The sequence below is a fragment of the Achromobacter veterisilvae genome, from assembly GCF_900496975.1.
In the GTDB taxonomy this organism is placed as follows: Bacteria; Pseudomonadota; Gammaproteobacteria; order Burkholderiales; family Burkholderiaceae_B; genus Achromobacter; species Achromobacter veterisilvae.
Window position 1 is genome coordinate 134,753 of the sequence record NZ_UFQC01000014.1, and the last position, 25,900, is coordinate 160,652.

At 66.2% G+C, this 25,900-nt stretch carries 23 protein-coding genes and 1 pseudogene; 9 read left to right on the plus strand and 15 right to left on the minus strand.

What is annotated here, in order from left to right; all coding sequences use genetic code 11:
- Positions 1–15 precede the first annotated feature (15 nt).
- Positions 16–1,902, minus strand: a complete 1,887-nt coding sequence (ftsH, locus tag AVE30378_RS15270) for an ATP-dependent zinc metalloprotease FtsH (RefSeq protein WP_129241721.1) — start codon at positions 1,900–1,902, stop codon at positions 16–18.
- Between the two features lie 219 nt (positions 1,903–2,121).
- Positions 2,122–2,754 (minus strand): RlmE family RNA methyltransferase, encoded by a 633-nt coding sequence (locus AVE30378_RS15275; RefSeq protein ID WP_129241722.1) that lies wholly within the window; start codon positions 2,752–2,754, stop codon positions 2,122–2,124.
- A gap of 18 nt (positions 2,755–2,772) precedes the next feature.
- On the opposite strand from AVE30378_RS15275, the gene AVE30378_RS15280 reads away from it, so the two are divergent.
- A complete protein-coding gene (locus tag AVE30378_RS15280) occupies positions 2,773–3,372 on the plus strand; it encodes a YhbY family RNA-binding protein (protein WP_129241723.1) in 600 nt (199 codons plus the stop codon).
- Between the two features lie 128 nt (positions 3,373–3,500).
- On the opposite strand, the gene greA is transcribed toward AVE30378_RS15280, so the two are convergent.
- Entirely contained in the window at positions 3,501–3,977 is a 477-nt protein-coding gene (gene greA, locus AVE30378_RS15285; RefSeq protein WP_129241724.1) for a transcription elongation factor GreA, read from the minus strand.
- Between the two features lie 466 nt (positions 3,978–4,443).
- On the opposite strand from greA, the pseudogene AVE30378_RS32855 reads away from it, so the two are divergent.
- A pseudogene (locus AVE30378_RS32855) lies at positions 4,444–4,791 on the plus strand (HAMP domain-containing protein); the annotation flags it as partial.
- Here AVE30378_RS32855 and AVE30378_RS15295 read toward each other — a convergent pair.
- A complete protein-coding gene (locus tag AVE30378_RS15295; protein WP_129241725.1) occupies positions 4,774–6,084 on the minus strand; it encodes a solute carrier family 23 protein in 1,311 nt (436 codons plus the stop codon). The pseudogene AVE30378_RS32855 and the gene AVE30378_RS15295 overlap by 18 nt on opposite strands.
- A 152-nt stretch (positions 6,085–6,236) precedes the next feature.
- On the opposite strand from AVE30378_RS15295, the gene AVE30378_RS15300 reads away from it, so the two are divergent.
- The 6 genes from AVE30378_RS15300 (at position 6,237) to AVE30378_RS15325 (ending at position 12,563) form a co-directional block, all read left to right on the plus strand.
- Complete coding sequence (locus tag AVE30378_RS15300; RefSeq protein WP_129241726.1) at positions 6,237–6,656, plus strand: FlxA-like family protein; 420 nt, start codon at positions 6,237–6,239, stop codon at positions 6,654–6,656.
- Positions 6,657–6,762: 106 nt separating this feature from the next.
- On the plus strand, positions 6,763–8,088 hold the full coding sequence (locus AVE30378_RS15305; RefSeq protein ID WP_129241727.1) for an ABC transporter substrate-binding protein: 1,326 nt from the start codon (positions 6,763–6,765) through the stop codon (positions 8,086–8,088).
- 76 nt (positions 8,089–8,164) lie between these two features.
- Positions 8,165–9,877 (plus strand): ABC transporter permease, encoded by a 1,713-nt coding sequence (locus AVE30378_RS15310; protein WP_129241728.1) that lies wholly within the window; start codon positions 8,165–8,167, stop codon positions 9,875–9,877.
- Positions 9,874–10,959, plus strand: coding sequence for an ABC transporter ATP-binding protein (locus AVE30378_RS15315; protein WP_129241729.1), 1,086 nt, complete (start codon positions 9,874–9,876; stop codon positions 10,957–10,959). The genes AVE30378_RS15310 and AVE30378_RS15315 overlap by 4 nt, the downstream gene beginning before the upstream one ends.
- 10 nt (positions 10,960–10,969) lie before the next feature.
- Entirely contained in the window at positions 10,970–11,878 is a 909-nt protein-coding gene (locus tag AVE30378_RS15320) for a LysR family transcriptional regulator (RefSeq protein WP_129241730.1), read from the plus strand.
- A gap of 40 nt (positions 11,879–11,918) precedes the next feature.
- A complete protein-coding gene (locus tag AVE30378_RS15325; RefSeq protein WP_129241731.1) occupies positions 11,919–12,563 on the plus strand; it encodes a histidine phosphatase family protein in 645 nt (214 codons plus the stop codon).
- 860 nt (positions 12,564–13,423) lie between these two features.
- Here the strand turns inward: AVE30378_RS15325 and AVE30378_RS15330 are convergent.
- From AVE30378_RS15330 to carA, 3 genes are all read right to left on the minus strand, one after another.
- A complete protein-coding gene (locus tag AVE30378_RS15330) occupies positions 13,424–14,185 on the minus strand; it encodes an SDR family oxidoreductase (RefSeq protein WP_129241732.1) in 762 nt (253 codons plus the stop codon).
- A gap of 79 nt (positions 14,186–14,264) precedes the next feature.
- The gene (carB, locus tag AVE30378_RS15335) at positions 14,265–17,504 is read right to left on the minus strand and encodes a carbamoyl-phosphate synthase large subunit (protein WP_129241733.1); all 3,240 of its coding nucleotides are present in this window, start codon (positions 17,502–17,504) and stop codon (positions 14,265–14,267) included.
- Between the two features lie 10 nt (positions 17,505–17,514).
- Positions 17,515–18,669 (minus strand): glutamine-hydrolyzing carbamoyl-phosphate synthase small subunit, encoded by a 1,155-nt coding sequence (carA, locus tag AVE30378_RS15340; protein ID WP_165360196.1) that lies wholly within the window; start codon positions 18,667–18,669, stop codon positions 17,515–17,517.
- 180 nt (positions 18,670–18,849) lie between these two features.
- Between carA and tal the strand changes: the two genes are divergently transcribed.
- The gene (gene tal / locus AVE30378_RS15345; RefSeq protein ID WP_129241734.1) at positions 18,850–19,803 is read left to right on the plus strand and encodes a transaldolase; all 954 of its coding nucleotides are present in this window, start codon (positions 18,850–18,852) and stop codon (positions 19,801–19,803) included.
- Positions 19,804–19,851: 48 nt separating this feature from the next.
- On the opposite strand, the gene AVE30378_RS15350 is transcribed toward tal, so the two are convergent.
- The 8 genes from AVE30378_RS15350 to AVE30378_RS15385 form a co-directional block, all read right to left on the minus strand.
- On the minus strand, positions 19,852–20,379 hold the full coding sequence (locus tag AVE30378_RS15350) for a carboxymuconolactone decarboxylase family protein (protein WP_129241735.1): 528 nt from the start codon (positions 20,377–20,379) through the stop codon (positions 19,852–19,854).
- 29 nt (positions 20,380–20,408) lie between these two features.
- Positions 20,409–21,203 carry an ABC transporter permease gene (locus AVE30378_RS15355; RefSeq protein WP_129241736.1) on the minus strand — a complete coding sequence of 265 codons (795 nt, stop codon included), beginning with the start codon at positions 21,201–21,203 and terminating at the stop codon, positions 20,409–20,411.
- 3 nt (positions 21,204–21,206) lie between these two features.
- The gene (locus AVE30378_RS15360) at positions 21,207–22,016 is read right to left on the minus strand and encodes an ABC transporter ATP-binding protein (RefSeq protein WP_129241737.1); all 810 of its coding nucleotides are present in this window, start codon (positions 22,014–22,016) and stop codon (positions 21,207–21,209) included.
- A complete protein-coding gene (locus AVE30378_RS15365) occupies positions 22,009–23,049 on the minus strand; it encodes an ABC transporter substrate-binding protein (RefSeq protein WP_129241738.1) in 1,041 nt (346 codons plus the stop codon). Before AVE30378_RS15365 ends, AVE30378_RS15360 begins: the two co-directional genes overlap by 8 nt.
- 11 nt (positions 23,050–23,060) lie before the next feature.
- A complete protein-coding gene (locus tag AVE30378_RS15370; protein WP_129241739.1) occupies positions 23,061–24,320 on the minus strand; it encodes a CaiB/BaiF CoA transferase family protein in 1,260 nt (419 codons plus the stop codon).
- Between the two features lie 112 nt (positions 24,321–24,432).
- Positions 24,433–25,041 (minus strand): recombination mediator RecR, encoded by a 609-nt coding sequence (gene recR / locus AVE30378_RS15375; RefSeq protein WP_129241740.1) that lies wholly within the window; start codon positions 25,039–25,041, stop codon positions 24,433–24,435.
- 31 nt (positions 25,042–25,072) lie between these two features.
- A complete protein-coding gene (locus AVE30378_RS15380; RefSeq protein WP_042794716.1) occupies positions 25,073–25,399 on the minus strand; it encodes a YbaB/EbfC family nucleoid-associated protein in 327 nt (108 codons plus the stop codon).
- Positions 25,400–25,444: 45 nt separating this feature from the next.
- Positions 25,445–25,900, minus strand: a 456-nt coding sequence (locus AVE30378_RS15385; RefSeq protein ID WP_341868032.1) for a DNA polymerase III subunit gamma/tau C-terminal domain-containing protein, incomplete at its 5' end; no start/stop codon positions are given.

Below are 25,900 nucleotides of genomic sequence, written 5' to 3' on the forward strand. Positions count from 1 at the left end.
TCAGGATAAGCAGCCTCAAACAGCGGCAGCCGTATTGCCACCTGCCGCCAGGCCCGTGGGCGGCGTATCGGACGTGTCCGACGGACCCTGAGGCGTCTTCGGGGGACGCGGCGGGCGGCCCTCGACGATGTCGTTGATCTGGTCGGCGTCGATGGTTTCCCATTCCAGCAGCGCGGCGGTCATCGCCTCGACCTTGTCGCGGTTGTCTTCCAGGATCTTGCGCGCGACGCCGTACTGCTCGTCGATGATGCGGCGGATCTCGGTGTCCACCTTCTGCATGGTGGCTTCGGACATGTGCGTGGTCTTGGTGACGCTGCGGCCCAGGAACACTTCGCCTTCGTTCTCGGCGTAGACCATGGGACCCAGTTCGTCGGTCATGCCGTAGCGCGTGACGATGTCGCGGGCGATGGCGGTGGCGCGTTCGAAGTCGTTCGAGGCGCCCGTCGTCATCTGGTCCATGAACAGTTCTTCGGCGATGCGGCCGCCGAACAGCACGGCGATGGTGGACAGCAGGCGGCCCTTGTCCATGCTGTAGCGGTCGGTCTCGGGCAACTGCATCGTCACGCCCAGCGCGCGGCCGCGCGGAATGATGGTGACCTTGTGGACCGGGTCGGTCTTGGGCAGCATGCGGGCAACGATCGCGTGGCCGGACTCGTGGTACGCGGTGTTCTTGCGTTCCTCTTCGGGCATCACGATGGAGCGGCGCTCGGCGCCCATGATGATCTTGTCCTTGGCTTTTTCGAAGTCGGACATATCCACCGTGCGGCCATTGCGGCGGGCGGCGAACAGGGCAGCTTCGTTGACCAGGTTGGCCAGGTCGGCGCCCGAGAAACCGGGGCAGCCGCGCGCCAGGATGGTCGCGTCGACGTTGGGCGACAGCGGAACCTTGCGCATGTGAACCTTCAGGATCTGCTCGCGGCCGCGGATGTCGGGCAGCGGCACCACGACCTGGCGGTCGAAGCGGCCCGGGCGCAGCAGCGCCGGGTCCAACACGTCCGGACGGTTGGTCGCGGCGATCACGATCACGCCCTGGCCGGATTCGAAGCCGTCCATTTCCACCAGCATCTGGTTCAGCGTCTGTTCGCGTTCGTCGTTGCCGCCGCCCAGGCCGGCGCCGCGCTGGCGGCCCACCGCGTCGATTTCGTCGATGAAGATGATGCAGGGCGCGTGCTTCTTGGCGTTCTCGAACATGTCGCGCACGCGGGCCGCGCCCACGCCGACGAACATTTCAACGAAGTCCGAGCCGGAGATGCTGAAGAACGGGACCTTGGCTTCGCCCGCGATGGCCTTGGCCAGCAGCGTCTTGCCGGTACCGGGGGAGCCGACCATCAGCACGCCGCGCGGAATACGGCCGCCCAGTTTCTGGAACTTGCTGGGGTCGCGCAGGAAATCGACCAGTTCCTGGACGTCTTCCTTGGCTTCGTCGCAGCCGGCGACGTCGGTGAACGTGATCTGGTTGGTGTTCTCGTCGAGCATGCGGGCGCGCGATTTGCCGAAGCTGAATGCGCCGCCCCTGCCGCCGCCCTGCATCTGCCGCATGAAGAACACCCACACGCCGATCAGCAGCAGCATGGGGAACCACGATACGAAGATGCTCATCAAGAGCGATTGTTCTTCGCGCGGCTTGCCGGAGACCTGGACGCCGTACTTCAGCAGATCGGAGACCATCCAGAGGTCGCCCGGGGAAGTCAGCGTATAGGCGCGGCCCGCGTCGGGCGTGACGTAAAGCACGTCGCCCTGGACGTCGACCTTGCGGATGCGTCCCGCCTTGGCGTCGTCCATGAACTGCGTATAGGTCACGCCATCCTGTGTCTGAGCGCGTCCGTCGAACTGTTTGAAGACGGTGAACAGCACGAGGGCTATCACCATCCAGACAGCGACTTTCGAAAATGAATTGTTCAAGGTCGATCTCCTGCTTTCGATTCCGACCGGCAACCGCGCACCCGCATATGGCACAGTCACAAGTATGTCAATAGCCCATTCTACCCTGTCAGGCCAGATTGCGTCCTGGGATCCCTGGGCACGTTTAAGTTTCGTCTGATACGTAAGTTTTCTGGTCGTTGTCTCGGCAGGCGATAGGTTCTTCTTGGCCCTGGGGCGGCATGCCCCGGCGGGCCCGGGCTACTTCAGATCGCGCGCAACCAAAAAGGTTTCGGAGGATTTGTCCCGAGACGCCTTCGGCTTGCGTTCGACCACCCGCTTGAAGCGCTGCTTGTAGGACTGCACGATCTGCGAAAAGCCGCTGCCGTGGAAGGCCTTGACGATCAGCGCCCCGTTGGGCTTCAAATGGGCGCAGGCGAATTCCATCGCCAGTTCGCACACATGCTGGATGCGCGCCGAATCGGCGCTACCCACGCCTGACAAGTTGGGGGCCATGTCCGAAATAACAAGGTCCACCGCGCGGGATCCGACCATGTCTTCCAATTGTTTCAAAACTTCATCTTCGCGGAAGTCGCCCTGGATGAATTCGACGCCCGCCACCGGCTCCATGGGCAGCAGGTCCAGCGCGATGATGCGGCCGTCCACGACGCCGCCCGGACCCGACAGGCGCTCGCGCGCCACCTGGGACCAACTGCCGGGCGCCGAGCCCAGGTCCACGACCAGGTCGCCCCGGCGCATCAGCTTCTCGGCTTCCAGGATCTCGATCAGCTTGAAGGCGGCGCGGGCCCGGTAGCCCTTCTGTTGCGCCAGCTTCACATAGGGATCATTGATGTGCTGGTGAATCCAGTCTTTGGAGAATTTATTCTTGGCCATTACCGTACAATTCCACGCATGCCTATATTAGAACTTACCTCTCGTGAGCGCAGCGACCTTCGGTCCGCCGCTCACCCTCTGCGCCCCGTCGTCCTGATCGGCGACAATGGCCTGACCGACGCCGTGCTCAAGGAAATCGACCTCGCGCTGACGTCCCACGGCCTTATCAAGGTGCGCGCCGGCGGCGGCGACCGCGAAGCCCGCGAGGCCATGTTGTCGGCCATCTGCGACTCGCTGTCCTGCGCGCCGGTACACCACCTGGGCAAGATCCTGATCCTGTTCCGCCCGCTGGCCGGCAACGTCAAGCCCGCCTCGCTGGCCGCCCAGGACCCCGAACGCCCGGCCAAGCGCCGCGCCTCCGAGCCCCATACGCCCAAGAAGCTGGCCGCCGAAGGCAAGACCCTCGCCAAGCGCCCGCGCCGCAGCGAAACCGAAGAGCCCAAGCCCAAGACGCGCTTCGTGCCCGCGGACCAGCTCAACAAGAACGGCAAGCCCATGCGCCCCAGCACCAAGAAAGCTTCCGGTAGCGACCACGGCATCCCTCGCCGCGCCGGCAGCGCGCTCAGCCTGCGGGCCGGAGCCCGCAGCGGCACCAGCCGCCGGTCTGCAAAAAAATAGCCGCAGGCACAAAAACGGGCGCTTTACGCGCCCGGCCCACCATAGCTGTCCGCATTAAACCGCGGAATCCATGCGAATGCACGGCTCGGACTAGGGTGTTTTGACAGTTTCCAGCTAATACTTCGGCGTCAGATGTAACGCACGCCCAAAACTTCATACTCGCGAACGCCAGCCGGGGCCTTGACCTCGACGACGTCGCCTTCGCTCTTGCCGATCAACGCGCGGGCCACCGGGCTCGACACGGAAATCAGATTCGACTTGATGTCGGCTTCAACGTCGCCGACGATCTGGTACGTCACGCGATCGCCCGAATCCAGGTCCTCGATCTCGACGGTTGCGCCAAACACGGCGCGGCCTTCGGCCTCGAGGGCGGAGGGGTCGATCAGGTGGGCATTGGAAAGCGTGCCTTCAAGCTCAGCAATCCGGCCCTCGATGAAGCCTTGGCGCTCGCGAGCAGCATCGTACTCGGCGTTTTCCGACAGATCGCCCTGCGCGCGCGCCTCGGCGATGGCGTTAATCACGGCGGGACGTTCCACGGTTTTCAGCCGCTGGAGCTCTTCTTGCAAGCGCTCGGCCCCGCGCACGGTCAAAGGAATGGCAGACATGTCGTTTCCCAAACAAAAGTAGAAAACGCCCCCGACGGAGCGTTCTCGGTGAAGGTCGCTAGGCTCGCGCGCGCATGCCGCCGGATACTTCAATAATGACGGTGCGGCGCGGACGACCAAAACAAAACCCCGGCTCGGGTCGGAACCGGGGCAATCAAGGTCATATTGTGGGCAAAGTCCACGGGAATTGCAAGCCGCCGGAGAAAACGTCGTTTTCGGCGGTTTTCGCCGCTGTAACCCACTAAAACCAGCCATTTTCGCCAACTGTCCTTGCTTTCGCGCAAGATGCGGCGGCAATCGCGCAGGCCGCGAGTTTTCCGCCCGCAGTTTGTTGCGCAAAAACTACTCGGGAATAACCTTTATTTCGGCGAGTGCCGGAAACGAGGCGAAAACGGCTGGAGAAAATCGCCGGCACCAGTATAAAAACAAATTGTTGAATTAATAACAAATTAATACATTCATTTTTCGCATTGCGGCGGGCGATCTGCCCGGCCGCGTGGAAAGCCGTTCGGACAACGAGATCGGCACCCTCTTAGCCGCGCTCAAGCGCATGCAGGAAGGGCTGACCCGCACCGTGACTTCCGTGCGCCGCGGCGTGGAGGAAATCAACGTCGGCGCGGCGGAGATCGCGGCCGGCTACGCCAACCTGCCGGTCTGCACCGAAGAGCAGGCCGCGGCCCTTGAAGAAACCGCGTCCACCATGGAAGAACTGGCGGTCACCGTCAAACAGAACGCGGAAAACGCCGCCCAGGCCAACCAGTTGGCCGCGGTCACGCTGGCGCTGGGGGCGGGTGGCTTACTTCCTGCGGCGCAGCAAGGCGTACAGGATGATGGCGCCGAAGGTGGCGGTGCCGATGCCGCCCAGCGTGAAGGTGCCCAGCCTGACGGTAAAGTCGCCCGCCCCCAGCACCAGCGTGACCGCGGCCACGATAAGGTTGCGGTTGTCGCTGAAATCCACCTGGTTGACCACCCAGATGCGGGCGCCGGCGATGGCGATCAGGCCGAACACCACGACCGACATGCCGCCCAGCACGGGCCCGGGTATCGTCTGGATCAAGGCGCCGAACTTGGGCGAGAAGCCCAGGACGATGGCGATCACGGCGGCCACCACGAACACCAGCGTGGAGTAGATGCGCGTGACGGCCATCACGCCGATGTTCTCGGCGTAGGTGGTGACGCCGGTGCCGCCCACGGCGCCGGACAGCATGGTGGCGACGCCGTCTCCCACGAAGGCGCGGCCCAGGTAGCGGTCCAGGTCCTGGCCGGTCATGGCGCTGACCGCCTTCACGTGGCCCAGGTTCTCGGCCACCAGGATGATCGCGACGGGCACGATCAGACCCATGGCCTCGGCCTTGAACACCGGCGCGGCGAACTGCGGCAGGCCGAACCAGGCCGCCGCGGACACGGCGGCGAAGTCGATCGGCTTGCCCAGGCCCAGGCCGTTGGCGAAGATGCCGTACACCACGCAGGCCAGGATCATGCCCACCAGGATCAGCAGGCGCTGCACCATGCCCTTGGTGAATACCGCGATGCCGCCCACGCAGAGGATCGTGACGATCGCCATCGCGCTATCGAAGCCCGATGCCCCCATGGCGCCCTTGGCGGCGATGGGCGCCAGGTTCAGGCCGATCACGGCGACCACCGCGCCCGTGACCACCGGGGGCATGAGCGTGTCGATCCAGTTCGCGCCGCCGCCGGCCCGCGCGTTGGCGAACCAGACGGCCACGCCGATCAACGTATAGGCCAGGCCGCAGGCGATGATGGCGCCCAGCGCCACGCCGATATTGGCGTTCGCGCCCCCGCCGGCATAGCCGGTCACCGCGATCACCCCGCCGATGAAGGCGAAGCTGGACCCCAGGTAGCTGGGGACCCGCCCCCCGACGAACAGGAAGAAGATCAGCGTGCCGATGCCCGACATCAGGATGGCGACGTTGGGATCGAAGCCCATGAGCAGCGGCGCCAGCACGGTGGACCCGAACATGGCCACGACGTGCTGGGCGCCCATGGCCACGTTCTTGGGCCAGGACAGCCTTTCATCGGGCGCGATGATGACGCCGGGCTCGGCGTCGTCAGCCAGGCGCCAGCGCGGAAAATAGGAATTGGACATGGATTCCCCGGGGAGTAATTCGAATGGAGGATTCAGACTGCGAGCGGGCGCCAGTGTAAAGGGGGCCGCGAAGGGCCGGCAATATTTAAGTTCTCCGCCGGAATGCCGTATTGGTAGAAACCCCGAAATTCCTACAGGAAACAGGAGCAACCATGGCGATCGATTCTCTCAGCGGCACCTCCCGGATCAGCAACCTGGCCGACCTGTGGGCCGAGAAGATCCAGGCCAACAAAGAGGCCAAAAGCTCGCAGTCCTCGCAAGCGTCGGTGACCTCCCAGGACGGCGGGCTGCGGGTCAACAATCCCGGCGGCATGAAGATCGGCGGCACGCAGGCGGCCGAAGAAACCGACAACGACGATGAATTCACCCGCCAGATCAAGGAATTGCAGAAGCAGTTGAAGCGGGTCATGGACCAGATCGCCAAGGTCAGGGCCAGCGGCATGTCCGCCGAAATGAAGGCCCAGCAGTTGCAGGCGCTCAATGCCCAGGCGGCGCAGATCCAGGGGCAGATCGCGCAGGTAATGGCGCAGCAGGCCCGGGCGCAGCAGGGCGGCGTGTCCACCACGGCGTAGCGCGCGGGGCCGGCCCCGCTGATGGGCCGCATCAAAATTTCTGATTGGACGCATCGCGGACCAGACATTACTGTCTCCGGACAAATCTAAAACCACGGAGACAACCATGCACGCAATGCGCACAGCCCTCGCAGGGGCGCTGCTGGCCGTTTGCGCCGCGCCGGCCCTGGCCGGCACGGTGACGGTGATCACGTCGTTCCCCAAGGACCTGACCCAGGCCTACAAGACCGCGTTCGAAAAGGCCAATCCCGGCATCACGCTGGAAATCCTGAACAAGAACACCGTGTCGGGCATCGCCTATGTGCGCGAAACGCCCGCCGGCCAGCGACCCGAAGTGTTCTGGGCCAGCGCGCCCGACGCGTTCGAAGTGCTGGGCCGCGACAAGCTGCTGGCCAAGTCGTCCGACGTGGCAAACAAGGACGTGCCGGACAAGATCGGCAACTATCCCATCAACGATCCGGGCGGCATGTACCTGGGGCAGGCGCTGGCGGGCTACGGCATCATCTACAACACGCGCTACATCGCCGCGCACAAGCTTCCCGCGCCGGTCGAATGGAAGGACCTGCTGGCGCCGCAATGGTTCGGCCACGTCGGCATCACGTCGCCGTCGCGCTCGGGCACCATGCACCTGACCGTCGAGACCATTCTGCAAGGCGAAGGCTGGGACGAGGGCTGGCGCACGCTGCTGCGCATGTCGGGCAACAGCAGCGCCGTCACCGAGCGTTCGTTCGGCGTGCCGGACGGCGTGAACAACGGCCAGTTCGGGGCCGGCCCCGTCATCGACTTCTTCGGCCTGTCCAGCAAGTATTCCAAGTTCCCGGTCGATTTCGTCTACCCGTCCGAAACCGCCATCGTGCCCGCCAACATCGCGCTGATCGACGGCGCGAAGAACACCGAAGAAGGCAAGAAGTTCATCGCCTTCACGCTCAGCCAGGCGGGCCAGGAACTGCTGCTGGAGCCGAAGATCTCGCGCCTTCCCGTGCTGCCCTACTCCGCGCTTGCCGGCAAGATCCCGCCCGGCTATCCGGACCCGGCCGAAATCGCCAAGCGCAGCAAGGTGCAGTTCAATGCGGATCTCTCGCAGACGCGCTACTACGTGGTGCAGTCGCTGTACGACCAGACCGTCACGTTCCGGCTGAAGGAACTGCAGGCGGCCACCAAGGCCATCTACGACGCGGAAGCCAAGCTGGGCGACAAGGCCAGGAGCGGCAAGCCCGCGGAACTGCTGGACCAGGCCCGCAAGCTGGCCTGGGCGCCGATGGTCGACGGCAAGAAAGCCGCGGACCCGGCCTTTCTGGCCATCTTCGCCGGCAACAAGAAGGACGCCGCCGTGAACCAGCAGATCACGCAACTGGAAGGCGAGTGGAACGGGCGCGCCCGCGCCAACTATGAAGAAGCCGTGAAGCTGGCCAAACAGGCCGCGGCGCTCTGAACGGCAAGCCCTGCGTACGGCGGCGGCGGACCGGATCCGCCCGCCGCCGCGACTTGCAACGATTTCGGGATTCTCGATGAATTATTCGGGCCATTCGCGCCTGCCCGCCGGCCCTGTGCTGACGGCGCTCCTGGTGTTCGGCTTTCTGCTGCTGTTCCTGGCCATTCCGGTCGGCACGGTGTTCTATACCGCCTTCGTGAACGCCGACGGCAGTTTCACGATGGGCCACTTCGGCGCCTTCTTCAACCAACCGCTGATGCAGGAGGCGTTCTTCAACAGCCTGTACGTGGCGGGCTGGTCGGCGCTGCTGGCGTCGCTCATCGCGGTGCCGCTGGCGTACTTCACGGTGCGCTTCGATTTCCGCGGCGCGCTCCTGATCCAGACGCTGGGCGTGCTGCCGCTGATCATGCCGCCCTTCGTCGGCGCGGTCGCCATGCAACTGATCTTCGGCCGTTCCGGCAGCGTCAACCTGCTGCTGCAGGATTGGTTCGGCTTCACGCTGCCCTTCATGGAAGGCCTGAACGGCGTGATCTTCGTGGAGGCGCTGCACTATTTTCCGTTCATCCTGATGAACCTGGTCGTGGCGCTGCGCAACATCGACGGCGCGATGGAGGAAGCGGCGTTCAACCTGGGATCGCGCGGCTTCCGCCTGTTCCGGCGCGTGATTTTCCCGCTGGCGCTGCCCGGCTATGTGGCGGGCGCGTCGCTGGTGTTCGTCAAGGTCTTCGACGACCTGGGCACGCCGCTGGTGCTGGGCACCACCAACATGCTGGCCCCGCAGGCCTATCTGCGCATCACGCAGGTGGGCCTGGAAGATCCGCTGGGCTATGTTATCAGCGTCATCATGGTCGCGTTCTCGATCCTGGCGCTGTGGCTGTCGGCGCGCGTGCTCAAGGGGCGCGACTACTCCACCCTGCAAAAAGGCGGCAATTCGATCCACAAGCGCAAGCTGCGCCCCGCGGAAAGCGTGCTGGCCTATGGCTGGATCATCCTGGTCCTGATGCTGGTGCTGTCGCCGCACATGGGCGTGCTGCTGCTGTCCCTGGCCAGCGTCTGGAGCTTCGCGCCGCTGCCCGACGGATACACGCTGGCGCACTATTCCGCGGTGTTCTCCGAATCCCAGGGCATGATCGCCAATACCCTGCTCTATTGCGGCCTGGCCGCGGGCGTGGACGTGATCCTGGGCACCGCCATCGCGTACCTGATGCTGCGCACCCGGCTGCCGGCGCGCCAGTGGCTGGACTTCCTGGCGTCCGCCGCGCTCGCGATACCGGGCATCGTGCTGGCGATCGGCTTCCTGCGCACCTTCCGCGGCATCGAACTGCCCGGCACCGGCACGCTGCTGACCTCCTCGTGGATCATCATCATGATCGCGTACTCGGTCCGCCGGCTGCCCTACGCCCTGCGTTCTTGCGTGGCGTCGCTGCAGCAGATAAACATATCGCTGGAAGAAGCCGCGCAGTCGCTGGGCGCGACGCGCATGAGCACGATACGCCGCGTGGTCGTGCCGCTGATGGCCGGCGGCATGCTGGCGGGCTTCGTCACGAGCTTCGTGACGGCCGCCGTCGAACTGTCGGCCACGATCATGCTGGTCACGAAGGACAGCCAGGCGCCCATGAGCTACGGCATCTACCTGTACATGCAAAGCGCCGCGGGCCGCGGGCCCGGCGCCGCGCTCGGCGTCCTGGCGGTGGCCGCGGTCGCCATCGGCACGTATATCTCGCACCTGCTGGTGGAACGCGCCCAGACGCGCCAGCGGCCGGCGCGCCACGAAGGGGAAACGGAATGAAGAAGGTCAGCGTCGAATGCCGCAATATCCGGCTGTCCTACGGCAAGACCGAAGTGCTGAAGGACGTAAACATCAACATCGAGCCGGGCGAGTTCTTCGCCCTGCTGGGGCCCTCGGGTTCGGGCAAGTCCACGCTGCTGCGCCTGATCGCCGGCTTCAACCGCCATAGCGCGGGGCAGTTGCTGGTCGACGGCAAGGACATCAGCGGCACGCCGCCCTGGGACCGCAACATCGGCATGGTGTTCCAGAACTACGCGCTGTGGCCTCACATGACGGTCTGGGACAACGTGGCCTTCGGCCTGGTGGAGCGCAGGCTGCCGCGCGCCGAGATCCGCGCCAAGGTCGAGGCGGCCCTGGACCTGGTGGGCCTGTCCCAGTACGCCAAGCGCCGCCCCAACCAGCTTTCGGGCGGCCAGCAGCAGCGCGTGGCGCTGGCCCGCACCATCGTCATCGAGCCGCAGGTGCTGCTGCTGGACGAACCCCTGTCCAACCTGGACAAAAAACTGCGCGTTCAGATGCGCCAGGACCTGCTCAGCCTGCAGCGCCGGCTGGGCATCACCACCATCTTCGTCACGCACGACCAGGAAGAGGCCATGACCACCGCCGACCGGATGGCGGTGCTGGACCATGGCGTGGTGCAGCAGATCGGCGCGCCCAGCACCCTGTTCGACTACCCGGTGAACCGCTTCGTGGCCAACTTCGTCGGCACGATGAACGTGCTGGAGGGCGAAGTGCGCGAGCGCACCAGCGGCAGCGTGGTGCTGGCGGTGGAAGGCGTGGGCGACCTGCACCTGCCCCTGTCCGGCGACGCGCCGTCGGCGTCGCGGCTGGCGGCCAGTTTCCGTCCGCACACGGTGCAGATCGAAATGGCGGACGGCCTGGGGGACGCGCGCTACGTCTGGCTGCCGGGCATCGTCGAAAGCAGTGAATTCCTGGGCGAATTCACGCGCTACCAGGTGCAGATCGGCGAACAGCGCCTGACGGCCGACCAATCGCATCTTGCCGGCCTGTCGCCCTTCCCTGTCGGCGCCCCGGTGTCTATCGGGCTGGAACCCACCCAAGTGCGGCTGCTCGCGGCCTAAACTCGGGGCCATGGAAATCTATCAGATCCGCGCCTTCGTCACGGTCGCCCGGCTGGGCAACCTGACGAAGGCGGCCGAGGCGCTGTCCCTGACCCAGCCCGCCGTGACGGCGCAGATCAAGGCGCTGGAGCAAAGCCTGGGCGTGGCGCTGTTCGACCGCAGCGGCGGCCGGCTGGCGCTGGCCAAGGCCGGCGAAGTGCTGCTGCCCACGGCGGAATCGCTGCTGGTGCTGGGCGCGCAGTTCAAGTCCGAGGCCCAGCAACTGCAAGGCAGCCTGCACGGCGCGGTGGAACTGGGCGTGCCCAGCGAAAAACCCGATTTCCTGCGCCTGGGCGAGCTGGCCTCGGCGGTGACGCAGCGTCTGCCGCTGGTCGAATTGAAGACCCAGACGCTGCCCGCCGCCACCCTGGCGGAACAGGTCAGCACGGGCCGCCTGCCGGCCGCGCTGACCATCGCCTCCAACCCGCCTCGCGGCGTGCTGTGGCAGCCCCTGCGCAGCGTGCGCTACCGCATCGCCCTGCCCAAGGAACACGCCGCCGTGCTCAAGCGCGGCGGCTGGAAGGAGGTGGCGCAGTTGCCGTGGCTGGACGGCCCCTCCGGCAGCCACACCCACCTGCTGCTGCGCGATATGTTCGAGCGCCACGGCCTGTCGCCGCGCGTCGTGATGCAGAACGACGACCAGGCCAACCTGGACACGCTGGTGCGCGCCGGCGCCGGCTGCGCGCTGCTGCGCGAAGAAAACGCGCTGGCGGGCGCGGCGTCCAACGACTTCATCGTCTGGGGCCAGGCGCGGGTCGACGCGGTGCTGGCTTTCATCCAGCCGTACGAACGCGCTAGCGAGCCCGCGCTGGTCGCGTTAAGCTCGATCATTCAAACCATCTGGAAGCCGCGCGCGCCCATCGCGCCGGCCCAGCTCTAGGGCCTGCCGGTGGCAGGCCTCCACCCCGCATCACGATCGTATGACTGAAATCTGGTTCATCCGCCATGGCGAAACCGACTGGAACCGCCAGCGGCGCCTCCAAGGCTGGCAAGACATCCCCCTGAACGAATTCGGCCGCAACCAGGCCGGCCTGCTGGCGGCGCGCATGCGCGAGGAAGCGCGCCACACGCCCATCCACGCCATCTACAGCAGCGACCTGCAGCGCGCCCACGCCACCGCCACGCCCGTGTCCGAACAACTGGGGCTGCGCGTGCGCGTGGAGCCCGGCATCCGCGAACGCGGTTTCGGCGTGCTGGAAGGGCTGGACCACGACCGCATCGACGTGCTGGCGCCCGAAGCCGCGGCCGCCTGGAAAAGCCGCGATCCGCTGCGGCCGCTGGACGGCGGCGAAACGCTGGGCCAGTTCCAGTCCCGGGTGATTTCCACCGTGGACGATATCGCCGGCCGCCACGATGATGAACGCATCCTGATGTTCACCCACGGCGGCGTGCTGGACATTATCTGGCGCCATGCTTCCGGCGTGCCGCTGAACGCCCCGCGCGACGCGGCGCTGCTGAACGTCAGCATCAACCGGGTCGGCGTCCTGGGCCGCAAATGGCAGGTGCTGGACTGGGGCGACGTGGGCCACGTGGCCGATGAAGTCGGGGATGACGTGGTGCCGTGACGGTGCGAGGTGTCTGACACCCGAGGAGGTGTCCTTGGCTACGCCGGGGTATCTCGTGGGTGTCAGACACCCGGGCAGAGCAGCTCCAGTTTGACGTCCTGCCCATATGGGTGTCTGACACTGCCTTGAAGCAGGAGTCTCACGCCCGAGAAGATGGCCTTGTGTCTGACACCCGAGGAAGTGTCCTTGGCTATGCCGGGGTATCTCGTGGGTGTCAGACACCCGGGCGGGGCAGTCCCAGTTTGACGTCCTGCCCGTATGGGTGTCTGACACTGCCTTGAAGCAGGTGTCTCACGCCCAAGAAGAGGGCCTTGTGTCTGACACCCGAGGAAGTGTCCTTGGCTGCGCCGGGGTATTTCGTGGGTGTCAGACACCCGGGCGGGGCAGCCCCAGTTTGACGTCCTGCCCGTATGGGTGTCTGACACTGCCTTTGAAGCAGGTGTCTCACGCCCGAGAAGATGGCCTTGTGTCTGACACCCGAGGAAGTGTCCTTGGCTATGCCGGGGTATCTCGTGGGTGTCAGACACCCGGGCGGGGCAGCCCCAGTTTGACGTCCTGCCCGTATGGGTGTCTGACACTGCCTTGAAGCAGGTGTCCCACGCCCGAGAAGACGGCCTTGTGTCTGACACCCGAGGAAGTGTCCTTGGCTACGCCGGGGTATCTCGTGGGTGTCAGACACCCGGGTGGGGCAGCCCCAGTTTGACGTCCTGCCCGTATGGGTGTCTGACACTGCCTTGAAGCAGGTGTCTCACGCCCGAGAAGATGGCCTTGTGTCTGACACCCGAGGAAGTGTCCTTGGCTACGCCGGGGTATCGCGTGGGTGTCAGACACTGGGTCCGGCGCGGTAAGAGTGTCAGACACTAGACCCGGCGCGGTTTGCGCGGCGCGTTGCGCGCCAGGCGGTCGTAGACGGCGTTGGGCAGCAGCCGCATCAGCTTGGCCACCACGCCCATCTGCCATGGGATCACCACATAGGACGCGCCGCGGCCGATGGCGGCGCGCGCGCGCTGCGCAAAGGCGTCCGCTTCCATCAGGAAAGGCATGGAATACGGGTTGTGGGCCGTCATGGCGGTCTTGATGTAGCCGGGCGCGATCGTCACCACGCGGATGCCTTGCGCCGCCAGTTCCAGGCGCAGGCTTTCGCAGTAGGTCACCACGGCGGACTTGGACGCGCTGTAGGCGCCCGCGCCGGGCAGGCCGCGCACGCCGGCCACGCTGGCGATGCCCACCAGCCGGCCCGCCCCCGCCGCCCGCATGGGCGCGATGAAGGGCTCGAAGGTGGCGACGGTCGCCAGCAGGTTGGTGTCCACGATGGCCTTGAAGACGTCGTAGTCCTCGCCATGGTCCGTGAGCGTGCCCGCGCTGATGCCGGCGCTGGCGACGACAACGTCGACCCGCCCGCCGCAAAAGGCGATGAAATCCTCGGCGGCGGCATGCAGGGCCTGGCGGTCCCGGACGTCCACGGCGTAGCAGCGATGCTCGCCGGGCAGGCTGGCGGCCAGTTCGCGCAGCGCGTCTTCGCGGCGGCCCAGCAGCCCCAGGGTGGCGCCCGACGCGGCGTACTGCCGCGCCAGCGCGCGGCCCAGCCCGCTGCTCGCCCCTGTGATGAATACTCTGTCCATAGATGCCTGAAGCCCTTGTTCGCGTTGCAAAGAATTAGGGCACGCTCTCGCGTGCCCTACCCTGATGCTGGTTGCCGGCTTATCCGTGCAAGGAAGCGTGAAGCTCCTGCAGCGGGTAAACCTGCAAGCCCAGCCCTTGGCGCAGGTACTGCATGCCTTCGACCGCGGCGCGGGCGCCGGCGATCGTCGTGAAGAAGGTCACGCGGGCGGCCAGCGCCTGGGTGCGGATGGTGCGCGAGTCGGCGATGGCGTTGCGGCGCTCTTCGACGGTGTTGATGACCAGCGCGATCTCGCCGTTCTTCACCATGTCGACGATGTGCGGACGGCCTTCGGTGACCTTGTTCACCAGTTGCACGGGAATGCCGGCGGCCTCGATCTCGGCCGCCGTGCCGCGCGTGGCGACCAGCTTGAAGCCCAGCACGTGCAGGCCGCGAGCGACTTCCACGGCGAGGGGCTTGTCCTGGTTCTTCACGCTGATGAACACCGTGCCGGATTCCGGCAGGCGCACGCCAGCGCCGAGCTGCGACTTGACGAAGGCTTCGCCGAAGCTCATGCCCACGCCCATCACTTCGCCGGTCGACTTCATTTCCGGACCCAGGATGGTGTCCACGCCCGGGAACTTCACGAACGGGAACACGGCTTCCTTGACCGAGAAGTAAGGCGGCACGACTTCCTTCGTGATGCCCTGGTCGGCGAGCGTGCGCCCGGCCATGGCGCGCGCGGCGATCTTGGCCAGTTGCAGGCCGGTGGCCTTGGACACGTAGGGCACCGTGCGCGAGGCGCGCGGATTCACTTCCAGCACGTAGACGTCGCCGCCCTGGATCGCGAACTGCACGTTCATCAGGCCGCTGACGTTCAGGGCCTTGGCCATCATGGTGGTCTGGCGCTTGATCTCGGCGATTACGTCCGCCGACAGCGAGTAAGGCGGCAGGCTGCAAGCCGAGTCGCCCGAGTGCACGCCGGCCTGTTCGATGTGTTCCATGACGCCGCCGATGAAGACGGTTTCGCCGTCGGCCAGGCAGTCCACGTCCACTTCGGTGGCGTTGTTCAGGAAGCGGTCCAGCAGCACGGGCGAGTCATTGCTGACCTTCACGGCCTCGCGCATGTAGCGTTCGAGGTCCTGCTGTTCGTGCACGATTTCCATGGCGCGGCCGCCCAGCACGTAGCTGGGGCGCACAACCAGCGGGTAGCCGATTTCGGCGGCGTGGGCCAGGGCCTCGGCTTCGGTGCGGGCCGTGCGGTTGGGCGGCTGGCGCAGGCCTAGCTTGTTGAGCAGCTTCTGGAAGCGCTCGCGGTCTTCGGCCACGTCGATGGATTCGGGGCTGGTGCCGATGATGGGCACGCCGTTCGCTTCCAGGGCGCGCGCCAGCTTCAGCGGCGTCTGGCCGCCGTACTGGACGATCATGCCGACCGGGTTTTCCTTGTGGACGATCTCCAGCACGTCTTCGAGCGTGAGCGGCTCGAAGTACAGGCGGTCGGAGGTGTCGTAGTCGGTGGACACGGTTTCCGGGTTGCAGTTGACCATGATGGTCTCGTACCCGTCGTCGCGCAGCGCCAGCGCGGCATGCACGCAGCAGTAGTCGAATTCGATGCCCTGGCCGATCCGGTTCGGACCGCCGCCCAGCACCACGATCTTCTTGCGGTCGGTGGGCGCGGCTTCGCACTCTTCCTCGTACGTGGAGTACATGTAGGCGGTGCGGGTGGCGAATTCGGCGGCGCAGGTGTCCACGCGCTTGTACACGGGGCGCACGTTCAACTGGTGGCGCAGCTTGCGCACCTCGGATTCCGAGGAATCCAGCAGGAAGGCCAGGCGGCGGTCGGAGAAGCCGCGGCGCTTGAGTTCCCACAGCGTGGCGTAGTCGAGGTCGGCCAGCGTCTTCTGTTCCAGGGCCAGTTCGATGTCGACGATTTCCTTGATCTGCGACAGGAACCACGGGTCGATGTGCGTGATGTCGTGCACTTCGTCCAGCGAGAAACCCTGCGCGAAGGCGTCGCCCACGTACCAGATGCGTTCGGGGCCGGGCTCGCCCAGCTCGACCTGCAGCTTTTCGCGGTCGGTGGTCTTCTGGTTCAGGCCGTCGACGCCGACTTCCAGGCCGCGCAGCGCCTTCTGGAACGATTCCTGGAAGGTGCGGCCGATCGCCATGACTTCGCCCACGGACTTCATCTGGGTGGTCAGGCGCGCGTCGGCGGTGGGGAATTTCTCGAAGGCGAAACGCGGCACCTTGGTGACGACGTAGTCGATCGACGGTTCGAACGAGGCCGGCGTGGCGCCGCCGGTGATTTCGTTCTTGAGTTCGTCCAGCGTGTAGCCCACGGCCAGGCGCGCGGCGACCTTGGCGATGGGAAAGCCGGTGGCCTTGGACGCCAGCGCCGACGAACGCGACACGCGCGGGTTCATCTCGATGACGATCATGCGGCCGTTCTTGGGGTTGACCGCGAACTGCACGTTCGAGCCGCCCGTGTCCACGCCGATCTCGCGCAATACCGCGATCGATGCGTTGCGCATGATCTGGTATTCCTTGTCGGTCAGCGTCTGGGCCGGCGCCACGGTGATCGAGTCGCCCGTGTGCACGCCCATCGGGTCCAGGTTCTCGATGGAGCAGACGATGATGCAGTTGTCCGCCTTGTCGCGGACCACTTCCATCTCGAATTCCTTCCAGCCCAGCAGCGACTCCTCGATCAGGAGTTCGCTGGTGGGCGAGGCTTCCAGGCCGCGGCGGCAGATGGTTTCGAATTCTTCGGGGTTGTAGGCGATGCCGCCGCCCGAGCCGCCCATGGTGAAGCTGGGGCGGATCACGGCGGGGAAGCCGGAGGTGCCGACTTCGGCCGCGATGCGGCGCTGCACTTCCCAGGCTTCGTCCATGCTGTGGGCGACGCCCGACTTGGCCGATTCCAGGCCGATGTCGGTCATGGCCTGCTTGAACTTCTGGCGGTCTTCGGCCTTTTCGATGGCGTGCTCGTTGGCGCCGATCAGTTCCACGTTGTGCTTCTTCAGCACGCCGTGGTGCGCCAGGTCCAGCGCGCAGTTCAGCGCGGTCTGGCCGCCCATGGTGGGCAGCAGCGCATCGGGCTTTTCACGCTCGATGATCTTTTCGACGGCTTGCCAGGTGATGGGTTCGATGTAGGTGACGTCGGCCGTTTCCGGGTCCGTCATGATCGTCGCCGGATTGCTGTTCACCAGGATGGTGCGGTAGCCCTCGGCCTTGAGCGCCTTGCACGCCTGCGCGCCGGAATAGTCGAATTCGCAGGCCTGCCCGATGATGATGGGGCCGGCGCCGATGATGAGTATGCTTTTTAGGTCTGTACGCTTGGGCATGATGCAATCTTTACTTTTGGCCGGACATCAGGCTGATGAACTTGTCGAACAGCTCCAGGATGTCGTGCGGACCGGGGCTGGCTTCGGGGTGGCCCTGGAAGCAGAAGGCCGGACGGTCGGTGAGCTCGAAGCCCTGCAGCGTGCCGTCGAACAGCGAAACGTGCGCCACGCGCGTGTTGGCCGGCAGGCTGGCCGCGTCGACCGCGAAGCCGTGGTTCTGGCTGGTGATGAACACGCGCTTGGACTGAAGGTCCTGCACGGGGTGGTTCGCGCCGTGGTGGCCGGTCTTCATCTTGAGCGTCTTGCCGCCCAGCGCCAGGCCCATGATCTGGTGGCCCAGGCAGATGCCGAACACCGGCAGCTTCTTGTCCAGGAAGGCGCGCGTGGCGTCGATGGCGTAGTCGCAGGGCTCGGGGTCGCCGGGGCCGTTGGACAGGAACACGCCGTCCGGATTCAGCTTGAACACTTCCTCGGCGCTGGTCTGGGCCGGCACCAGGGTGACGCGGCAGCCGCGGTCGGCCAGCAGGCGCAGGATGTTGGTCTTGGTGCCGAAGTCGTAGGCGACGACGTGGAACCTGGACTGGTCCGGCTTGGAAAAGCCTTCGCCCAGTTGCCAGGTGCCTTCGGTCCATTCGGCGCTGGCCTTGACCGACACCACGCGGGCCAGGTCCTGGCCGGCCATGCCGGCGAAGCCCTGGGCCAGTTCGACGGCGCGTTCGGCGTCGGCGCCGACGAAGATGCAGGCGCCCTGGGCGCCTTTCTCGCGCAGGATGCGGGTGAGCTTGCGGGTGTCGATGCCGGAAATGGCGACGATGCCCTGCTCGGAGAGGTACTCAGGCAACGATTGCGTGGAACGGAAGTTCGACACGCGGGCGGGACAGTCGCGGACCACCAGGCCGGCGGCATAGACGCGGTTGGCTTCCACGTCCTCGGCGTTCACGCCGGTATTGCCGATGTGCGGATAGGTCAACGTGACGATCTGGCCGCTGTAGCTGGGATCGGTGAGAATTTCCTGGTACCCGGTCATCGCGGTGTTGAACACCACTTCGGCAACGGTATGCCCAGGCGCACCGATCGACACGCCTCGAAAAATGGTACCGTCCGCCAGAGCCAGAATTGCAGGAGGGAAGCGGTTGATCCCCTCGGGAAAAAGTTGCGGCAGCACAGTAAACCCCGGTTTTAGAATCGATAATCAAACCTTCGGATTATACCTTGAGCGGCCGTTTTTCCCCCGGAACCGCGCCAAATAAGGCCGGAATCGGCATTTTGGCCTGTTTTGCGCGTCCGGGGTCGGTGATACGCTTAGGGCACCTTCAACCTTAGCTAGCTGCGAGCCGTATCGTCCATGTCCAGTCAACTTGACGCCTTGCGCAACCACACCACCGTCGTCGCCGACACGGGGGATTTCGAAGCCATGAAGGCGTTGCGTCCCACCGACGCCACCACCAATCCGTCCCTTATTCTCAAGGCGGTCCAGCAGGACGCGTACCGCCCGCTGCTGGAAAAAACCGCCCGCGACCACCGCGGGGCCTCGACGCCCGAACTGATGGACCGCCTGCTGGTCGCCTTCGGCCGCGCCATCCTGGACATCGTGCCCGGCCGCGTTTCCACCGAGGTCGACGCCCGCCTCTCGTTCGACACGCGCGCCACCATCGAACGGGCGCGCAGCCTGATCGCCCTGTACGAGGCCGCCGGCGTGCCGCGCGAGCGCGTGCTGATCAAGATCGCCTCGACCTGGGAAGGGATCCAGGCCGCCCGCGCGCTCCAGTCCGAAGGGGTGCGCTGCAACCTGACCCTGCTGTTCTCCCTGCCCCAGGCCGTGGCCTGCGCGGACGCGCACGTGCAGCTCATCTCGCCTTTCGTCGGCCGCATCTACGACTGGCACAAGAAATCCGCCGGCGCGTCGTGGGTGGAGGAAGAGCGCTCGGGCGCCCAGGATCCCGGCGTGCAGTCCGTCACCCGGATCTACCACTATTACAAGCATTTCGGCATCGCGACCGAGATCATGGGCGCGAGCTTCCGCAACGTGGGCCAGATCCTGGCGCTGTCCGGCTGCGACCTGCTGACGATCAGCCCGGACCTGCTGACCAAGCTGGCCGGCACCCCGGGCGACGCCCCGGCGCAATTGCGCGCCGGCGACGTTCCGGCCGGGATCGCCCGCATCGGCGCGGACGAAGTCACCTTCCGCACCCTGCTCAACGACGATGCGATGGCCAGCGAAAAGCTGTCGGAGGGCATCCGCCTGTTCGTGGCGGACGCGGTCAAGCTGGATTCGCTGATCGAGGCGCAGCGCGCCTGACGCGGAAACGGGCCGTGCGCCGGCCGCCGGATGCCCGCGAAAGCGGGCCTACCGGTGGTCGTGCGAATGCACCTGCAGCGCTTCGAGGAAGCGCGACACCATGTTGTAGGCCGCGACCGTCGCGGTCAGCTCGACCATCAGCTTGTCCGAGCCCATCGCGGCCCGGGCCGCCTGGAACACCGGTTCCGGCACCTGCACGTGGCGCGTCATGGCGTCGGTGTAGGCCAGCACCGCCTTGTCGCGTTCGCCGAAGAGGCTTGAGCTTTCCCAGTCGGCCAGCGCGTCCAGTTGCGCCTGCGACACGCCTTCCTTGAGGGCGATCGGGGCGTGCTGGTCGGCCTCGTAGGGCGCGCCGTTGATGACGGCCACGCGCATGATCACCAATTCGCGCAGGTCGCCGGGCAAGGTGCTGAGCTGGCGGATCGACGTCAGGTAGTTGAGCCAGCCGCCCGCGACGGCGGGGCTGTGCAGCAGCATCTGGTAGAGGTGCAGAACGCTGCCGCGCTCGGCGACGATGCGGTCGACCAGAGGCTGTGCTTCCGGATGGGTCAGGTCGGCATAAGGCAGGCGGGCCATGGAAACTCCGTAGGGGTGATGGGGGCTTGCTAGAGCTTTTCGGTTTCGCCGGACCGAGGCTGCCATTTCATCAGGCGTTTTTCGCCCGCACCGACGATGGCGTCCAGGACCAGCGCGAAGGCCGTCAGCACGATGATGCCCGCGAACACGGTGTTCACGTCGAACGTGCCTTCGGCCTGGAGGATCAGGTAGCCCACGCCGCTCGCCGACCCCAGGTACTCGCCCACCACCGCGCCCACGAAGGCCAGGCCCACGGAGGTGTGCAGGCTGGAGAACACCCAACTGGTCGCCGACGGCAGGTACACGTGCCGCAGCAGTTGGCGCTGCCGCGCGCCCAGCATCCTGGCGTTGTCCAGCAGGGTCGGGCTGACTTCGCGCACGCCCTGGTAGACGTTGAAGAAGACGATGAAGAACACCAGCGTCACCGCCAGCGCCACCTTGGACCAGATGCCCAGGCCGAACCACATGCCGAAGATGGGCGCCAGGATGACGCGGGGCATGGAGTTGGCGGCAGTGATGTAGGGATCCAGGATGGCGCTGGCGTTCCGCGAGAGCCCCAACCACAGGCCGAAGGCGAGGCCGGCGATGGTGCCGATGAAAAAGGCCAGCACGGTTTCGGTCAGGGTCACGCCCAGGTGGGTGTAGATGTCCGCGTTGGTGACGAACCAGGCCCAGATTCGGCCCCACACCTTCAGCGGCTCGCCGAAGAAGAACGCCACCTTCGGATCGCGCGACGCGAAATGCCACACCAGGAGAATGACGACGAGCAGCAGCAACTGCCAGAAGCGCAGGCTGGCCGAACCGGGTTTGATCAGTTTGGGCATGGCTCAGGCTCGCTTTTGTTGGGCATAGCCCTTCAGGACTTCTTCGCGCAGCACGCCCCAGATGGCGGCGTGCAGTTCGACGAACCGCGGATCGGCGCGCACTTCGGCCACGTCGCGCGGACGCGGCAGGTCGATCGCGAATTCGCCGATGGGGTGCGTGCCCGGCCCCGCCGACAGCACCACCACGCGGTCGCTCATGGCGATGGCTTCGTCCAGGTCGTGCGTGATGAAGAGCACGGCCTTGCGCTTGGCCATCCACAGGTCCAGGACCTCATTCTCCATGAGCTGGCGCGTCTGGATGTCCAGCGCGGAGAACGGTTCGTCCATCAGGATGATGTCGGGATCGCGGATCAGGGTCTGCGCAAGCATGGCGCGCTTGCGCATGCCGCCCGACATCTGGTGGGGATAGCGGCCTTCGAAGCCGCCCAGGCCGACCCGGCGCATCCATTCGCGGCCGCGCTCCTGCGCCTCGGGCCGCGGCACGCCCGCGAAATCCAGGCCCGCCACCACGTTGTCCAGCGCGCTGCGCCAGGGAAGCAGCGCCTCGCCCTGGAACATGTAGCCCGCCCGCGAGTTGATGCCGGCCAAGGGCTGGCCGAACACTTTCACCTGGCCCGACGATGGCGCCAGCAGGCCGGCGCTGACGTTGAGCAGCGTGGACTTGCCGCAGCCCGTGGGCCCCACCACCGACACGAACTCCCCCGGCGCGATGGCCAGGGAAGTGTCGGTTACCGCGGTGTACCGCTGACTACGGTCATCACGCGAGACAAAGGTGCAACTGATGTTTTCCAGCGAAAGCGCGGCTTCAGCCATTGGGGTATTTCTCGTTGGCGCGGCGCGCGAAATCGTTGGTCCAGACCTTGGACGGGTCGATCTTCGAACCGTCGAAGTCCGCCTGGTAGGCGGCCAGCGCCTTGAGCGCGGTGGCGGCGCCGTCCTCGGGGATCAGGCCGTCGGGCGACAGGCCTTCCAGGCTCTTGCCGATGGCGGCCTTGTAGACCGCCGGGTCGCCCAGCAGGTAGGTCTCGGGCACGACCTTGGCGATCTCGTCCGGGCCGGCCTTCTGGATCCATTTGTCGGCGCGCACCAGCGCGTTGGCCAGCGCCTGGGCGGTATTGGGATTGGCGTCGAGGAAGGCCTGGGGCGCGTACAGGCAGCCCGCCGGCATGTTGCCGCCGAAGATTTCCTGGGTGTCCTTGAGGGTGCGCGTATCCACGATGATCTGGATGTCGCCCGGCATCTCCAGCATCGACACCACGGGGTCGGTGTTGGAGATGGCGTCGATCTGGCCGCTGCGCAGGGCCGTCACCGCGCCGGCGCCGGCGCCCACGCCGATGATGGACACGTCCGAGGCCTTCAGGCCGTGCTTGGCCAGGAAGAAGCTGACCACCATGTTGGTGGACGAGCCCGGCGCGGTCACGCCGATCTTCTTGCCCTTCAGGTCGGCCGCGCCCTTGTAGTTGGGCAGGTTCTTCTTGGAGACGCCCACGCCGATCATCGGCGCGCGGCCCTGCAGCACGAAGGCGCGGTAGGCCTGCCCCTTGGACTGCATGGACAGCGTGTGTTCGAACGCGCCGGAGACGATGTCGGCGCTGCCGCCCACCACGGCCTGCAAGGCCTTGGAGCCGCCCGCGAAGTCCGCGATGCTGACGTCCAGCCCTTCGTCCTTGAAATAGCCGCGGGCTTCCGCGATGGACAGGGGGAGATAGTAGATCAGCGGTTTGCCGCCGACTGCGATCTGGACCTTGGTCTTTTCCAGTTTCTGGGCGCGCACGATGGCGGGCGCCATGCCCATGACGCCGGCGGCGCCGGCCATCTTGAGCAGATCACGGCGAGTGACTGACATGTGGTTGTCTCCTAGTTGTCGGGTCTACCGATAGCGCCGGTCTTCGCCAGTTCGTCGATAGCCGCTGAATCATACCCCAGCGATTTCAGGACTTCCTCGGTATGTTCCCCTAATACCGGGCCCACCCAGCGCGTCTCTCCCGGGGTTTCGGACAGTTTGGGCACGACCGCCGGCAGCTTGACCGGACTGCCGTCGGCGAAGCGGTGCTGTTCGATCATGCGGCGCGCCAGGAACTGCGGATCGCCGAACATGTCGGCCACGCTGTAGATCTTGCCGACGGGCACGTCCGCGCCCTTGAGGATGCCCAGCGCCTCTTCGATGCCGCGCCCGCCGCACCATTGCTGGATCGCGCCGTCGATCTCATCGACGCGCCGGGCGCGGCCGTCGTTGCGCGCCAGCCCGGGATCCGAGGCCAGGTCGTCCCGGCCGATCGCCCGCATCAGCCGGTTGAAGATCGCGTCGCCGTTGCCGGCGATGACGATGTTCTGGCCGTCGCGGGTGGTGTAGGTGTTCGACGGCACGATGCCGGGCAGCGCGCCGCCCGTGCGCTCGCGCACGACGCCGGCCACGTCGTATTCGGGCACCAGGCTCTCCATCATGTTGAACACAGCCTCGTACAGGGCCACGTCCACCATCTGCCCCTGCCCCGCCCGGCAATCGGCGCCCTGCTTGCCGTTCCAGCGCCCGCCCGTGGCGTCGCGGTGGCGCAGGGCCATCATGGCGCCGATGACGCCGTGCAGCGCGGCGATCGAATCGCCGATGGAGATGCCGACCCGCAGCGGCGGCCGGTCCGGATGGCCCGACACGTAGCGCAGGCCGCCCATGGATTCGCCGATCGCGCCGAAGCCCGGCTGGTCCTTCATGGGGCCCGTCTGCCCGTAGCCGGACAGGCGCACCATGATGAGCGCCGGATTGACGGCGCGCAGTTGTTCGTAGCCCAGCCCCCATTTCTCCAGCACGCCGGGCCGGTAGTTCTCGACCACCACGTCGGCGTCCAGCGCCAACTGGCGGGCGATCTCCCGCGCGCGGGGGTCTTTCAGGTTGAGCGCGATGGAGCGCTTGTTGCGCGCCTGCACGGTCCACCACAGGGAATTGCCTTCGTGCAGATGGCGCCAACTGCGGATGGGATCGCCGCCGCCCGTGCCGTCCGGCCCGTGGGGCGTCTCCACCTTGATGACGTCGGCGCCGAATTCGCCGAAGATGCGCGCGGCGAACGGGCCGGCGATTAGCGTGCCGAGTTCCAGGACCTTCAGGCCGGTCAGCGCTGACATCGTTTGTCTCCTCGCGGTTTTTTCTGGCGGCCTTCGATGCGTTGCCGAAGGCTCACGATTTGGTATTGGCGCCTCGCTGCCCGCGCCAGCGGGCAGGAGGTGGCTTTTTCCTTTAGGTTGTCTTGCGTTCCATCAGCGCCCAGGCGATGGTGCCGGCGTCCACGTATTCAAGCTCGCTGCCGGCGGGCACGCCGCGCGCCAGCCGCGTGACGCGCAGGCCGCGTTCTCCCAGGGCCTCGCCCAGGAAATGCGCGGTGGTCTCGCCTTCCGCGGTGAAGTTGGTGGCCAGGATGACCTCCTGCACCTCGCCGTCCGTGGCGCGCTTGATCACGCGGTCGAAATCCAGCTCGCGCGGGCCGATGCCCTCCAGCGGCGCCACCCGTCCCATCAGCACGTAGTACAGGCCGCGGTAGCCGTGGCTGGACTCGATCATGTTCTGGTCGGCCGGGGTTTCGACGATGCACAGCAGCGAGCGGTCGCGCTTGGGATTGCTGCACGTGCCGCAGACCTCTTCTTCCGAAAAGCTGTTGCAGCGCGCGCAATGCTTCAGGTCCCGCACCGCGCCCGCCAGCGCCCGCCCCAGCATGTCCGCGCCTTGCGGATCATGCTGCAACAGGTGATAGGCCATGCGCCTCGCGGAACGCACGCCCACGCCGGGCAGGCGCCGCAGCGCCTCGATCAGCGATACCAGCGGTTCGGGTTCGGGCAGTAAGGGATCCATTGCGGGCCAGAGCCTGTGGATGCGGCCGGCTTCAGAACGGCAGTTTCATGCCCGGGGGCAGCGGCATGCCGGCGGTGACGGACGCCATCTTTTCCTGGGAGGTGGCCTCGGCCTTGCGCAGCGCGTCGTTGAACGCGGCGGCGACCAGGTCTTCCAGCATGTCCTTGTCGTCGCCCAGCAGGGACGGGTCGATCGCGACGCGCTTGACGTCGTGGCGGCAGGTCATGGTGACCTTGACCAGGCCGCCGCCCGAGGCGCCTTCGACCTGGATCTCGGCCAGCGCGTCCTGCGCCTTCTTCATGTTTTCCTGCATCTGCTGCGCCTGGCGCATCAGGCCGGCCAGTTGTCCTTTCATCATGATCGGTGCTTCCTTGAACGAGGGGAATGAGAGATTGCCGCCGCCTCAGGCGGCGGCCGGGGGATCGACGTGGCGGATGGAGCCCGGGACGACCTGTCCGCCGAAATCGGCCACCAGCGCCTGCACGAAGGGATCGACGGCGACCGCGTCTTCGGCCGCCTGCTGGCGGGCGGCGCGTTCGGCCTGGGCCACGGCGTGCGCCGTGGCGTCGCCGGTCACGCCGACTTCCACGTCCAATCGTATGCCCTGGCCGAAATGCTCGCACAGCACGGTCTGGAGGCGGACGCGGCTTTCGCTTTCGGCCAGCGTCTTGACGGCCACGCGCAGGACGATCGCATCGCCCTGCACGCCGGCCCATTCGCTTTGGCGCGCCAGTTCCGCGGCCAGGCCGGTGACCGGCAGGCGCGCGGCCAGCTCGGGCCAGCCCGCCGGCGTCATGTCCGCCATGCGGGCGCGCGAGGAGCGCTTGCGGGCCGGCGGCGGGCCTTCGCGCCGGGCGGG

Excerpts from the sequence above, each read along its gene's own strand:
- AVE30378_RS15275 (WP_129241722.1), bottom strand. The coding sequence starts at position 2,754 with ATGGCCAAGAATAAATTCTCCAAAGACTGGATTCACCAGCACATCAAT.
- AVE30378_RS15280 (WP_129241723.1), top strand. The coding sequence starts at position 2,773 with ATGCCTATATTAGAACTTACCTCTCGTGAGCGCAGCGACCTTCGGTCC.
- greA (WP_129241724.1), bottom strand. The coding sequence starts at position 3,977 with ATGTCTGCCATTCCTTTGACCGTGCGCGGGGCCGAGCGCTTGCAAGAA.
- AVE30378_RS15295 (WP_129241725.1), bottom strand. The coding sequence starts at position 6,084 with ATGTCCAATTCCTATTTTCCGCGCTGGCGCCTGGCTGACGACGCCGAG.
- AVE30378_RS15300 (WP_129241726.1), top strand. The coding sequence starts at position 6,237 with ATGGCGATCGATTCTCTCAGCGGCACCTCCCGGATCAGCAACCTGGCC.
- AVE30378_RS15305 (WP_129241727.1), top strand. The coding sequence starts at position 6,763 with ATGCACGCAATGCGCACAGCCCTCGCAGGGGCGCTGCTGGCCGTTTGC.
- AVE30378_RS15310 (WP_129241728.1), top strand. The coding sequence starts at position 8,165 with ATGAATTATTCGGGCCATTCGCGCCTGCCCGCCGGCCCTGTGCTGACG.
- AVE30378_RS15315 (WP_129241729.1), top strand. The coding sequence starts at position 9,874 with ATGAAGAAGGTCAGCGTCGAATGCCGCAATATCCGGCTGTCCTACGGC.
- AVE30378_RS15320 (WP_129241730.1), top strand. The coding sequence starts at position 10,970 with ATGGAAATCTATCAGATCCGCGCCTTCGTCACGGTCGCCCGGCTGGGC.
- AVE30378_RS15325 (WP_129241731.1), top strand. The coding sequence starts at position 11,919 with ATGACTGAAATCTGGTTCATCCGCCATGGCGAAACCGACTGGAACCGC.
- AVE30378_RS15330 (WP_129241732.1), bottom strand. The coding sequence starts at position 14,185 with ATGGACAGAGTATTCATCACAGGGGCGAGCAGCGGGCTGGGCCGCGCG.
- carB (WP_129241733.1), bottom strand. The coding sequence starts at position 17,504 with ATGCCCAAGCGTACAGACCTAAAAAGCATACTCATCATCGGCGCCGGC.
- tal (WP_129241734.1), top strand. The coding sequence starts at position 18,850 with ATGTCCAGTCAACTTGACGCCTTGCGCAACCACACCACCGTCGTCGCC.
- AVE30378_RS15350 (WP_129241735.1), bottom strand. The coding sequence starts at position 20,379 with ATGGCCCGCCTGCCTTATGCCGACCTGACCCATCCGGAAGCACAGCCT.
- AVE30378_RS15355 (WP_129241736.1), bottom strand. The coding sequence starts at position 21,203 with ATGCCCAAACTGATCAAACCCGGTTCGGCCAGCCTGCGCTTCTGGCAG.
- AVE30378_RS15360 (WP_129241737.1), bottom strand. The coding sequence starts at position 22,016 with ATGGCTGAAGCCGCGCTTTCGCTGGAAAACATCAGTTGCACCTTTGTC.
- AVE30378_RS15365 (WP_129241738.1), bottom strand. The coding sequence starts at position 23,049 with ATGTCAGTCACTCGCCGTGATCTGCTCAAGATGGCCGGCGCCGCCGGC.
- AVE30378_RS15370 (WP_129241739.1), bottom strand. The coding sequence starts at position 24,320 with ATGTCAGCGCTGACCGGCCTGAAGGTCCTGGAACTCGGCACGCTAATC.
- recR (WP_129241740.1), bottom strand. The coding sequence starts at position 25,041 with ATGGATCCCTTACTGCCCGAACCCGAACCGCTGGTATCGCTGATCGAG.
- AVE30378_RS15380 (WP_042794716.1), bottom strand. The coding sequence starts at position 25,399 with ATGATGAAAGGACAACTGGCCGGCCTGATGCGCCAGGCGCAGCAGATG.